Source organism: Peristeroidobacter agariperforans, from assembly GCF_004138335.1.
GTDB lineage: Bacteria > Pseudomonadota > Gammaproteobacteria > Steroidobacterales > Steroidobacteraceae > Steroidobacter > Steroidobacter agariperforans.
The window spans coordinates 640,582-652,774 of sequence record NZ_RYFW01000003.1; the positions used below are offsets into that span (position 1 = coordinate 640,582).

The 12,193-nt window shown below is 61.3% G+C and carries 6 protein-coding genes; 4 read left to right on the plus strand and 2 right to left on the minus strand.

Annotated elements, in window-relative coordinates:
• Positions 1 to 106 precede the first annotated feature (106 nt).
• The 4 genes from EK373_RS24885 (at position 107) to EK373_RS24900 (ending at position 7,702) form a co-directional block, all read left to right on the plus strand.
• Entirely contained in the window at positions 107 to 568 is a 462-nt protein-coding gene (locus tag EK373_RS24885) for a tetratricopeptide repeat protein (protein ID WP_157994528.1), read from the plus strand.
• Positions 565 to 2,820, plus strand: a complete 2,256-nt coding sequence (gene bcsB, locus EK373_RS24890; RefSeq protein WP_129647017.1) for a cellulose biosynthesis cyclic di-GMP-binding regulatory protein BcsB — start codon at positions 565 to 567, stop codon at positions 2,818 to 2,820. Before EK373_RS24885 ends, bcsB begins: the two co-directional genes overlap by 4 nt.
• The gene (gene bcsZ, locus EK373_RS24895; protein ID WP_129647019.1) at positions 2,817 to 4,010 is read left to right on the plus strand and encodes a cellulose synthase complex periplasmic endoglucanase BcsZ; all 1,194 of its coding nucleotides are present in this window, start codon (positions 2,817 to 2,819) and stop codon (positions 4,008 to 4,010) included. The genes bcsB and bcsZ overlap by 4 nt, the downstream gene beginning before the upstream one ends.
• Positions 4,011 to 4,096: 86 nt before the next feature.
• The gene (locus EK373_RS24900) at positions 4,097 to 7,702 is read left to right on the plus strand and encodes a cellulose synthase subunit BcsC-related outer membrane protein (RefSeq protein WP_198683628.1); all 3,606 of its coding nucleotides are present in this window, start codon (positions 4,097 to 4,099) and stop codon (positions 7,700 to 7,702) included.
• Positions 7,703 to 7,715: 13 nt separating this feature from the next.
• On the opposite strand, the gene bcsG is transcribed toward EK373_RS24900, so the two are convergent.
• Positions 7,716 to 9,278 carry a cellulose biosynthesis protein BcsG gene (gene bcsG, locus EK373_RS24905; RefSeq protein WP_129647023.1) on the minus strand — a complete coding sequence of 521 codons (1,563 nt, stop codon included), beginning with the start codon at positions 9,276 to 9,278 and terminating at the stop codon, positions 7,716 to 7,718.
• A gap of 12 nt (positions 9,279 to 9,290) precedes the next feature.
• Positions 9,291 to 11,381: a UDP-forming cellulose synthase catalytic subunit gene (gene bcsA / locus EK373_RS24910; RefSeq protein WP_157994529.1), complete on the minus strand. Its 2,091-nt coding sequence runs from the start codon at positions 11,379 to 11,381 to the stop codon at positions 9,291 to 9,293.
• Between the last annotated feature and the right edge of the window lie 812 nt (positions 11,382 to 12,193).

Genomic DNA, 12,193 nt, shown 5'->3' on the forward strand with positions numbered 1-12,193 from the left:
GCAACCTCGTAGGTTCACGCGTCGTTAGCAACGACTATCGCGACAGCACGTACAGTCGCTGTGAGGATCGGCCGTGATCAGAAGGGGGCGCGGGCCAAGTTTCCGAGTGCTACTGCTGAACGTTGCAGGCTGCGCGATCCTCGCGACATTTCGCGCATGGGGCGGGGAGGCAGCCATCGCTGACGAATCCGCCTCGACGCACGCAAGCGAAGGTCGCGCACAGCAACAGTTCAGAGAAGGGTTGAGATTGGCCGATGCGAACAAGCTCGATGAGGCAGCGCGCGTCTTCCTGCGTCTGACTCAGGAGTATCCGCGGTTGCCTGAGCCCTATGTACAGCTGGCCGCGGTGTATCAGCGGCAGGGAAATTCGCAACGTGCGATCGGCGCATTGCGATCGGCGCTCACCCTACAAACGGATCCCGCGCGGCTGCAAGAGCAGCTCGGTGATCTGTATCTCGAGCTTGCGGCTCAGGCCTACCGAGCTGCGGTCGAATCCAAGAACGCAACGGATAGCGCGCGACAGAAATACTCTGCGCTGGAGGCGCTCACGGCGCGCGTCGGAAGATGAGCGCAACCTTCATTCAGGCGCAAGGGGAGATCGTTCCTGCTCTCCGCGGGCGAGTCGCGAGCTGCTTGCTTGCAGCGATCGTCGTTTGCGTCGGCGGCACTGCAGTCGCGCAAGACGCATCGTCGCCTCACGCGTCGCACGACGTCACGGAAATCCGACAGGTCAAACTGAGCTTTGCGTCGCTAGGTGCAGGCGCCATGGAGTTGCGTGGAGGGCAGCCGGTGGGGGCCGTATCTGTCGGTGCGGGGATGGACGAGCTGATCGTCGCGGCCAAGTTGCGTTTGCGCATGACCTATTCGCCCGCCATGCTCTCTGAGCTGTCGCATGTGCGCGTCATTCTGAATGGTCAGGTTCAAGCAGCACTACCGCTGCCGAAAGCGGAAGCCGGACGCGAGATCGAGCGCGAGGTGCCGCTTGATCCTCGCTACTTCAGCGACTTCAACGAGATTCGCTTCGACCTGGTAGGCCATTACACGCGCGAATGCGAGGACGCACAGCACTCGTCTTTGTGGGCGACGATCAGCGAGCACAGTGAGATCGAGTTGCGCGTGCGTACATTGGAGTTGCGCGATGACCTCGCGTTGCTGCCGGCGCCTTTCTTCGATCGGCGCAAGAACAGCCGGCTCGTACTGCCGATCGTGCTGCCGGACAATCCCTCGCGCAGCATGCTGCGCAGTGCAGGCATCGTCGCATCATGGTTCGGTGCTCTCGCTGACTACCGCGGAGCGCGATTTCCACCGCAGCAGAATTCACTGCCGAATCGACACGCGCTCGCGTTTGCAACCAATGCGGCACGTCCGTCTTCACTCCCGGTCATGGATGTCGAGTCGCCCACGATCAGCGTCGCGGATCATCCAGAGGATCCAAGGATCAAGATCCTGCTGATACAAGGCAAGGACGATGCGCAGCTTCTGAAGGCCGTGCAGGGACTCGTGCTGGGTAATGGGGTCCTGACGGGTCCGTCGGCAAGCATCTCCGAAGTGAAGTACGCGCGTCGCAAGGCTTATGAGACACCGCGCTGGATACCTTCGGATCGTCCCGTCAGGCTCGGCGAATTGGTCGACTCTGCGGATTCGCTACAGGTGAGTGGTATCTCGCCCCCGCTCATTACGGTCGATCTGCGCCTGCCGCCCGACTTGTTCACGTGGAATCGGACCGGCATACCGCTCAGTCTTCGTTACCGACACACGATGACGAGCGAGGGGCGCAACGCGCAGCTGCGGGTGAGCGTGAACGACAGATTCCTCCGCTCTTATCCGTTGGAGCCTGATCCGGCAAGCGGACTTGCAGCGGGCCAGCAGCGCAAAGATGAACTCCTCATTCCCGCCTTCGCGCTCGGTCCCGATGTTCAGCTGCAGTTTCAGTTCGCCCTCGAACGCCAACGAACCGGTCTGTGCAACGATGTCTTCACGGACACGTCACGGTCTGCAATCGATCCGAATTCGACCATCGACATCTCTTCCTTCCATCATTACGCGGTACTGCCGGACCTGGCACTGTTTGCCAGCTCGGGCTATCCGTATACACGTTATGCCGATCTTGCTGAGACAGCAGTCGTGCTGCCGCGAAATCCGACCCTCGAGAGCATCGAACAGCTGTTCTTCGTGCTCGGACGAATGGGTCGACACACCGGTGCCGCTGCGATTGCGTATGGGCTGCTGGATCCAATGCAGGCGCGGCAGGCGCGCAACGTAGATCTCTTGATTCTGAGTGGTGAGGACTCCAATCAGTTGCTCGCGCAATGGGAGCAGAACCTGCCGCTGGTCATCAGTCGCCGCACTCGCAAGTTTCGAGAGCCTGAGACTGCTCCGATCTTCAGCGTGGGGTTGGCGCGCGCCGAGCAGGTCACGAGCGTGCCTTCTGAGGTGAACGTTTCGGCTGCTGGACAAGTGGCTGCCTTGGTCGCATTCGAGTCTCCGCTGAGCAAAGACAGATCGGTCGTCGCGTTCACTGGGACGGACGTAGACGCCGCTCATGCGCTCACGGACGCGCTCGAAGACGTCGGTAAGGTGCGTCTCATTCGTGGCGATCTCGCCATCGTGCGGGGCCGCGCCGTAGAGAGCTATCAGGGCGATTCGGTCTATTACGTGGGTGACCTCCCATGGTGGAAGTGGGTGTGGTTCCATCTCTCGAATCGACCTTCACTATTGATCTCACTCACTCTTGTCTTCGCCGTCCTTCTCGCGCTTTGGCTCTACGGCTGGCTGCAACGGCGTGCGGCCATACGTCTCGGTGAGGCGCCGCGCAAATGAGCCGCTCACGGGACACCAGCGGCGTGCAGGATGCGAGCCCCCGGCGCAGCGACAAGGCGCGGGGCATCTTGCACGCCAGCGCCCTCGCTGTATGGAGTTTGCTATCGACGGGCGATGCTCTCGGAGCATCCAACGACGCATGCGACTCATGGCCCGCTTGGCAGCGTTTCAGGCAGCTGTACATGAGCGAAGACGGTCGCATCATCGATGCGAGTTCACCCGAGAAGGCAACGGTGTCGGAGGGACAGGCGTATGCGCTGTTCTTCGCGCTTATCGGGAACGATCGGCACACGTTCGAAGTGCTGTTGCAATGGACCACGAACAATCTCGCGGGCGGCGATCTGACGCGTTCGCTTCCTGCGTGGCGTTGGGGGCGCCAAGCGGACGGTACGTGGGGAGTTCTGGACAGTAACGCCGCTGCAGACGCAGACCTGTTGATGGCGTACACGCTCGGTGAGGCGGCCAGGCTTTGGGGGCAACCCTCGTACGAAATCCTCGGCCGTGCGCTTGCCTCGAGAATCGTGGAACGCGAGATCGCTTCGATTCCGGCACTCGGCGCGACGCTGTTGCCCGGGCCGCACGGATTCGTCGATGACGGCGTCTGGCGTCTGAACCCCAGCTATGTACCGCTGCAAATCATTCGGGGCATCCAGCGTCAGACGGGGCAGGACGTCTGGAACGAGATCGCTCGAACCTCCGAACAGATGATCGTGGGGGCAGCGCCGCGGGGTTTTGCGGCAGACTGGGTCGAGTATCGCAGGGGCAAAGGCTTTGCGACGGATCGGGCCACTGCAGGGGTCGGCAGCTATGACGCCATCCGGGTCTATCTATGGGCCGGAACGCTGCCAGAGTCAGACCCGGCCTATTCGAAGTTGGCAGCTCATTTTGCGCCGATGATCGAGAGCGTCGCCCGGCGTTCGCTGCCACCCGAGAAGATAAATACCAAGACACTGGCGACGACCGGGGATGGATCGTTCGGCTTCTCTGCAGCACTTCTGCCCATGTTTCGAAACGCCGCAATGGATGATGCGGAGCGCAAGCACCGCGCGCGAGTCGAGGCGCGGTTACTGCAGAGCAACCAAGCGTATTACAACGATGCCCTGAGCCTCTTCGGTCTTGGTTGGCTGGAGGGCCGTTATCGCTTCGAGCGATCGGCACTCCTCAAAGTAAATTGGGTGCAACCGTGCTAGCCCGCGCCCTCGTGACACTCTGCTTCGTCGTCGCGAGCACTGCCATCTGCGCGCAGAATTCCTCGCAAATGGCAGTGGATTCCCTGATGCACAACGCTCGCGTATGGGAAACACGTGACCGCGGCGACCTTGCGAGGCTCGCGCTCGAGAAGCTTGCGTCCGCGCGGCCGGACTCTCCTGAGGTGCTGCTCGAGCTTGGAGAGCTTAATCTGCGCTTGTCCGACATACGCGCGGCGGAGCACGTGCTCGAGCGCCTGAATCGACGTTTTCCAGCCTCCGCGTTTGCCACAACTTTTGCAATCGAGTACCGATTCGCCACGCGCGACCGTCTGCAACTTGCTTCTGTGGCGCGTTTGATCCAGACGGGGCACGGGGAGGAGGCGCGGCGGCAGCTCGACCAACTATTCCCGAACGGCGCACCGGGCGGAATGCTCAGCACTGAGTACTACCGGCTGCTTGCAGGAACGCCATCCGGGTGGACGCCCGCTTACCATGGATTGAAGGCGCTGGCCGAGACTCATCGCGACGATCCGCGTTATCAGCTCGCGCTCGCGAAACTTCTGCTTTACCACGAAGGGACCGCAGGACAGGCCAGCGAAATATTGAGCGCGCTTGCCCGCAGAGACGATGTGCGGGTTGCGGACATCGATGCTCTGCTCGCGTCATCGATGCAGAAGCCAGGTAATCGAGTGCCACCGCGCGTTCTTCGGGAATATCTGGAGCGCCATCCGAGCGACGCGGCTGTTCGTGAGCTTCTGCGTGCCCAGGAGTTCGCGTCGGAAGAGGCCGAGCTTCTCGCAAGCGGCCGTCTTGCGCGCATAGATATCGATGGACAGAAGCGAAATCTGCAAAGGCTCAACACCTCTCTAACTGCACTGCCGGACTCGAATGCTCTGGCCGCGGAGGGCAAGGCGCTCACGCAGCTCCTCGCCGGCCAATTTCCGAAGTGGACGCCCATGCAGAACGAAGCGCTCGCTGCCGCGTGGATGATCCGGAGCCGCGAAGCGCAAGGCGCCGGTCAGCTCGAGCTCGCAGCCGTGCAGCTACACGCGGCCGTAGCCCTCCGCAGCGGAGAGTACGAAGCCGTGATACCGCTTGCGAGCCGTATGGAGTCGCTGAGTGATCCTGCACTCAGCGGGGAACTGCTCATGGCTGCGAGTAGACTGCAACCCGGCTCCGATTGGCTGTTTGAAACCTCCGTTCGCTGGCTCGCCAACAACGATCGCGCAGCTGAAGCACTGTCGCTGCTAAGTTCGCGTGCGGCCTCCAGCGCACGAAGTACGAGGTCGGGCGATGAGCTGTGGGCCCTGGCATTGGCACGGCGCGCACAGGCGCGTGAGGCAGAGGGTCACCCAAAAGAAGCCATCAGTGATCTCGAGCGTGCCATCGTCCTCGCGCCACGAGATCCATGGAATCGCTATCGCCTCGCGAGGCTTCACGCGCAACAGGGCAGCGCGGAGCAATCTCGTGCGGTTCTCGACGAAGGCGTTCGGCTCGCTGCGAGCGATCCTGAGATGCGCTATGTGCAGGGCTTGTATCTCGCCAGCATCGACGATTACGAGGGTGCCGTTGCCGCAATCGAAAACATTGCCGCGAATGATCGAAGCGAGGCGATCAATCAGTTGCACGCGAGGGCGCAGATCGAGGTGGCGAGTGCGAGCGCACGACGCCTCAAATCGGCCGGAGATGCTGACGGCGCCCGCGCGACATTGGTCGCGGTCGAACCGCTCGCCCGGGTCAGCGCCGATCGGATGCGCCAAGTTGCGTTCGCCTGGATCGAAATCGGCGATTCACGCCGCGCGATCGATTTGGCTACTCACCACTCTGCTTGCGACGCTCGGGAGGGTCTAGCTTGGTCGCCGCAGGAACTGCTGGTTTGCGCGGAAGTGTTCGATCGCGCGGATGACACCGAGCGGCTAAGCGCAGCGCTCGAACGGCTTCAGACACGTCAGCTGACCGAGGAGCAGCGCGCTTCCACCGTGCATCTACAAGGATCGCTCGACTTGCTCCGTGTGCGTACACTGCAGCGCGAACGCAACCTCGAATCCGCCCAACGCTTGCTAGACGAAGCGCTGCAAAGAGCCCCCGCGGACCGACGACTTCGTATCGCTCGCGCAGAGCTCGATCTCGCAGACAGTCAGCCTCATGCGGCACGCGACCGCCTGACTGTGCTGACCAGCGAGCAGCCCGAAGATCTGAATACGCGCCTTACCTTGGTTCGCGCTCTCGCTGAATCTGGGCAAACAGCGCTTGCGCGGCAGCAACTCGAGGCGGTGCAGACTCAGGCACACGCGGACGACGTTGATCTCCAGCTCCGAATTACGCGTTGGCAGCTGGCCAGCGGCGATGTGGCCGCTGCTGATCGAACTGTGCAAGCTGTTCTCGCGACGGCGCCCCAGCGCGCAGATGCGTTGCTGCTGGCCGGTCGGGTTGCTCAGGATGAGCGAAGGTACGTCGCGGCGCGAGACTATTACACGCAAGCGCTGCGTACGGGCGATGAGTCGACCGCCACGCAGGCGAAACTTGCGCAGGTTGATATCGACGTGCGGTTGCAGAGCTGGGTGGAAGCAGCTTTCGAGGCGCGCCATAAACCCGGAGAACCAGGGATATCGAGGTTCGATTCGACTGCGGTACCGGCCGCGTGGGCGCATACGATGGACGACGGCCGACGCTTCGCCCTCCGGATGGATGCAATCGATATTGATGCGGGTGAACTAAGTAGCTCCTTCGACACCGCGGCGCTGTTGGGAACGATCCAGGCCGCTGGACCTCAGGCGCAGCGTGCGTTTGTCAATGAGGCGCAGAAAGGGTTGAGCTTCGGCGTGGAGTACTTGAGCGACACGTTGCATGCGGATTTCGGCTCCACGCCGCGAGGCTTTTTGTTGCCAAACCTCGTGGGCGGCGTCGAATGGACGCCGGATTGGGGGTCATTGGATCTCGGTCTGGGCTTCGCGCGCAGGGCGGTAACGAGCAGCGTTCTCTCCTTCGGTGGACTGCGCGACCCAATCAGCGGAGTCGAGTGGGGCGGAGTGGTAGCAACCGGTCCGTTCGCTCGGATTGGGCTTTTTCGTGAGCGTTACGGTTTTTCGGGAACGCTGGCGGTTGCAGAGCTGACCGGCACGCGCGTCCCGGACAACCGCTTTTTCAAGATGAGGGCGAGCGCGGATTGGAAGTTTCTCTCCGGCGAGGAAACCCGCGCCTTTATCGGCACGACGATCAATTATTGGAGTTACGATCGAAACCTGCAGAACCATACGTTTGGGAACGGCGGCTACTACAGCCCGCAATCCTATCTGAGTCTCACCGCGCCGATCGAGGTGCAGGGAATCTCCGGCCGTTGGAGTTATAGGGTGCGTGCTGCCGTTTCGTACACGTTGAGCCGGGTCGACGAAGCCGCCTTCTATCCCGACGATCCAGAACTGCAAAGCCGGGCCGCGGCATCGCCTTTGCCCTCAGGGTTCGACTCACCAAATTTTCCGAACAGTCGCGGCAGCGGCTTGAGTCTTTCGGGGTATGCGGCCGTCGAATGGCAAATTTCGCGCGCCATGGTGGTCGGGGCCAAGCTGGATATCGATCGCGCGGATTTCTACGAACCCACCACGTACATGATCTATCTGCGACACATCATCGGCTCACCCGGTCCGCCGCTCGCAGAACCGCCACGACCGGTAACGCTCTTCAGCGATTATTGAAGAGTACGATGCGCTATCGCGCAGCGGCCCAGTGCGACCACTCACCGTCTGGCGTGCGCATCATGTAATCGTTCCCGACTCGCATGATGACGGTGCCGTCGTTTTCGGCGACCGGCTCACTCGACGGGAGATTCGTTGCGTAGGCGGCCAGATCGGTCGTCTTCTCGAACGGGTCATCGGTAAGAAAGCGCGACAGCAATTCGCTCAGCGCGAGATAGCTCGTCGGCGTGTCGACGCGTTGCTGCACGCGCGCCGGCGATTGCGCCGCGTTGAGAAGTACGACACCGACCGGCACACGCGTAATGGCTGGAGTAGGGATCTCGCGCAGTCCTGGTATCTGTCTGCGGTCTCCACGCACTGCAGCGCCATGCTCCGGAACGAAAAGAACGATCATTCGTCGGCCCGATTTCCCCAACTCATCCAAGACCCTGCTCATGTCATTGGTGAATCGTGCGAGGCGCGCTGCATAGGATGAGCTGGCGTGATCGCCTTGTGCCTTATTGCCGTCGTGAAGGCTGATGGTGTTGTAGTACAGCACGACGCGCGGTGCGGGATTGGCCGCGCGCTCGCGCCACCAGCGGGACAGAACAGAATAGTCATCGTAAATCGGCGAGTCGTCGAACGAACGCTGTGCCACGGCCGCCTCGGCGGGATTCTCGGGTGCGGCGGGGAAGGCGGCGCGCTCGCTCACGTCATCGAGGAAGTTGCCGAAGTGGCCGTCGTGATTCATCAACCAGTGAGGCTCGAACCCAGCGTTCTGTAAGCCGTCGATGACCAGGCATTCGGGCCTTGCGGGGCTGTACAGCCCTTGGTGCGTCGTCGCTCCACAATTGCCGCGCAGGAGTCGTATCGCGGCCGGACCGCTATAGCTCGCCGCCGAATCAAACGCTGCAAAAAGAATATCGAAGCGGTCGAATAGCGCGTTGCCGGTGAAGCGCACTGCCTCGAGGTCATCCCACGACAAGGAGCACACGTGCACCAGTAGGATGTCGTAAGGCTCCGCAGTCTGCTGACCCTGGCGGTAAGCGACCTGCCGTGAACGCTCTGCCTCGTAGAATGCGGACAACAACTCGTCCAGCTGTTTAGGCGACATGCTGCGCGGGTCCGGGGCAGTATATGTCCCCGCCGGCGCGACTGGATTCGAGCTTATTTTCGGCACGAGCAGCAGGCCGCTTTCCGGCGCCAGTATAGTGATGAGGATACCGACAAAGACGAACGTACTCATACGCAGCTTGCGCCTCGCGAGATCGTACACCGCGAGCATCACCGCCAATGCAGCGAGCACTCTCCAATTGATGAACCGACCAAGGAGCTCGATCAAATAGGGGACGGTGAACGAGGCTACGTTTTGCGCCCGTGACAGCACGCGATCGACTGGAGGGAGCCAGGAGTCGTGATAGAGCAGAGCAATGCCAATGGGAACGGCGAACACATTCTTGACAACGCGCTGGCGCGCGTTTCGCGTCGGCAACGCCGTGAACACCGCGAACAGGAGATTGAGCCACGGCGCGAAGCCGATGTACCCGGCCGCATAGAGCAGCAATTTCGAGAAAAAGTAGGCGCTCCAGAGTCCCATGCCGACTCCCACTCACAAGGCCCGGGATTGCGCCCCACCGCGCCAAGCGAGCAGACCCATAGAGAAAACCTGCAGCACGCGCACATACCCTGTGACTGCGACGAGCAGCACTTCCGCGAAGCTCGCCAGAGGCCGATCGATGCTTGTCGCAGAGTCGACCCAACCGTCTGTCGAGGCGAACGTGCAGCGCACATACTCCCGCTGCTTTTCGATCGGAAGAGCGTGCAGTGCAATACTCAGGCGATTCGCTTGAGTGCTCACCACCGTTCCGGGAAACATGTGCTCGGCGTCGCCATCGGCAAGCGCAACCGTGACCGACTCGCCGGGCTGCAGGCCATGTGACGCCGCAGTCGTGAGGCCAAGCCCGCGCATCGAAAAATCCTCAATGACGCCTGAGTGTTTCGCGCCCTGGCAGGTGTAGAGCAGCGCCGGCATGCGCCGTGAGACTCGCTGGACTCCGCGCACCTGCCGGATCTCGGCTGCGACGCCGAGCACGGCGCCGAGCGTGATCAGGTTGAAAATCGTCCAGATGAGATTGACGACGACAGTGTCGGCCTCGAACGCGTTCCATGCGAGCAACCGAGGGATCGCGAGAAGCGCCCCGACCGCATTGAGCACCGCCAGCACGAGATACGGTGCCGCGATCCGCAGATCGAAAAAGTCTTGCTCGACGACGCCGCCCTTCGGCGTCACGTTGAATTTTCCGCGTCTTGGATTGAGCAGGGCGAGGAACGTAGGAAATGCGATGTACCAGGAGACTACCGCTTCATAAGCTCCGTTCCAGAATGAATGTCGGTAGCGGCCGTGCATGTGCGAGTTGGCAAGATTCGCCTGTAGCATGTGGGGCACGGCATATGCAGCGAGCGTCAGCGCCGCTGCGTTGATGACGTGGAGATCGAAGTACAAATACATCAGCGGCGCGACCAGGAAGATCAGGCGTGGAACCGCAGAAAAGAAATGCAGCATGGAATTGGCGTAACAGAGGCGCTGAAACACATCCAAGCCCTTGCCACTGAGTGGATTGTCGAGTCGGAATATCTGAGCCATCCCGCGCGCCCACCGGATACGCTGCCCGATGTACCCCGACAGACTTTCCGGCGCGAGTCCGCCTGCCAGCACGTGCCGTAGGTAAGCAGTCGTATAGCCGCGTCGATGCAGCCTGAGTGCCGTGTGCGCATCCTCAGTCACTGATTCCAGTGAGATGCCGCCGACTTCCTCGAGGGCATTCCTGCGCAGCACAGCACAAGAGCCGCAGAAAAAGGCTGCATTCCACAGGTCATTGCCATCCTGAGTGACGCCATAGAAGAGACTTCCTTCGTTCGGTACTCGACGAAACGTGCCGAGATTCCGCTCGAACGGATCGGGAGAGAAGAAGTGATGCGGCGTTTGAAGTAGCGCGCAGCGCGGGTCGGCAAGGAACCACCCCATAGTGGTCTCGAGAAACGAACGCGCAGGAATATGGTCGCAATCGAAAACTGCGATGAACTCACCATTAGTCATCCGCAGCGCGTGATTGAGGTTGCCGGCCTTGGCATGTGCATTGTCCGAACGAGTTATGTATCCGACTTGCGCCTCGCCGGCGAACTCGCGATAGCCGGCGCGCCTGCCGTCGTCGAGGACGTAGATATTGAGCTTGTCGGCGGGCCAGTCGATGTTGAGCGCGGCCAGAACTGTCGGTCTTACGACTGAGAGAGGCTCATTGTACGTGGGTATGTACACGTCCACTGTCGGCCAGCAATTGCGGTCTTCCGGCAGGGCGACGGGACTGCGGCGCAACGGTCGCGCATTTTGGACATAGCCCAATAGCAGCACGATCCACGTGTAGCATTCGGCCGCGATCAACGCGGCGCCAAAGAGCGCTTCCGTCGCCGAATCAAAGCCCAGCGTCTGCGTGAGGCGCCACCAGATGTAGCGCGACGAGGCAATGATGGAAAAGACCATCATGATGATTCCTGAGGCCAGTCCTGCCGCCCGACGAACGATCAGCGTCATGCCCCACATCGACACCAACATCATGAGCTGTTCATGAAGCGACAGCGGCGTCGATGCAGCGATTGCGAGGAACGCAATCGCAAAGACCATCGTGCCTAGGCGTACCAGCAACCCGCTGTGCGACCAGGCGCGATGAATGGACTCGGAGGCGGCCTCGAATTGCGTGAAAAGAGATGCTGTGAAGGGAATGTGATGCGAGTGGAAGGTGCGGCGGCGGTTAGTCCAGCATTGGGGGAGGGTCCGCGAATGCCGTTGGCCGGAGGTTGCCGACGGTGAAACGCGTGCGGGGGCGAGCAGGGCCAGGCCGAGCGCGCAGCTACGCATGCTACGAGGAATCCGTACTTTGAGTTGGCACGCCAACCACAAGAAAAGTGGATTGACGAAAAGCTGAACGCACCGAGGCCACGGTTTCGCCTGCTCAGGTGGCAACACGAGCAGATGCAACGCCCATCGCCGCAGCTCGTGTCGCCAGTTCGTCTCGAGCGGCCTGCGACGCGGCATGTAGAAGCGCGGGACATGAACTATATGGTCGAGGTGCAGCACTGCGCCGAGGACCATAGCGCGACCGCCAATTGGCGCAATCCGAAAAGCTCTGATGCGTCGAGTTGATTCTGATCGCGAGAACCAAGCGCGAGGCGCATGGGACTCACTCAAGATGTACCAGGGTTTCAATATCGGTGTTCCTGCACCCACTTCGGAAGGCGAGGTTGGTGAGCTCCGCAAACAGACGCGACCTTGAGGGGCGAGGACGTCGGGTGTGACAGCGAGCGGGTTGAATTGCCCGATCGGATGCGCTTCTAAGAACTCGAGTGCAGACCGCTTCGACCGTTACCATGGCGAGACGGTCTCGAAGGTTTCTATGTACCAGCGGATCAGGGTAGCCAGCGTCAGCTCTACTGGTGCCGCGCCCGCGAGGGCGAGGG